At 64.0% G+C, this 461-nt stretch carries 1 protein-coding gene; it reads right to left on the bottom strand.

The annotated features are described in order from the left end of the window. The coding region (locus ACLIJ1_RS23315) for a VCBS domain-containing protein (RefSeq protein WP_411367969.1) at positions 1–461 on the bottom strand (461 nt) is incomplete at both ends.

Here is a 461-nt window from a genome sequence, read left to right as displayed (position 1 = left end):
ACGTGTACGTCTCCGCCAGCGTCTCTCCAGGAGCCAGTTGCTGCACCGTCGGATTGGCGTTGTTCAGCGTGTACGTGTATGTGCCGTCCGGGTTCAGAGCCACGGTGCCGAAGCTGCCCGTGGGCGAGCCTTGCAGCGCCGTCGTGTTCTGCGCAGGCGTGCCGTCACCATTCGTGTCGTTGGTCTTGACACCGCCCGTCACCGTCGGCGTTTCTTCGCCGATCGTGGCGGTGTCGGCCACCGCCACTGGCAGGTCTTCCGCACCGGTGATGGTGATCGTCAGCGTCGCCGTCGAGGTGTCTCCGTCCTTATCCGTGAGGCGGTAGGTATAGACCTCTTGCAGCGTCTCTCCTGGAGCGAGCTGCTGCACCGTGGTATTGGCGTTGTTCAGCGTGTAGGTGTACGTGCCATCGGCATTGAGTGCCACCGTGCCGTAGCTGCCTGTGCCCGAGCCCGTCAGC

This window comes from Hydrogenophaga sp. RWCD_12 (assembly GCF_046604225.1).
GTDB lineage: Bacteria > Pseudomonadota > Gammaproteobacteria > Burkholderiales > Burkholderiaceae_C > Hydrogenophaga.
This window is presented reverse-complemented; position numbering and strand designations above follow the sequence as displayed.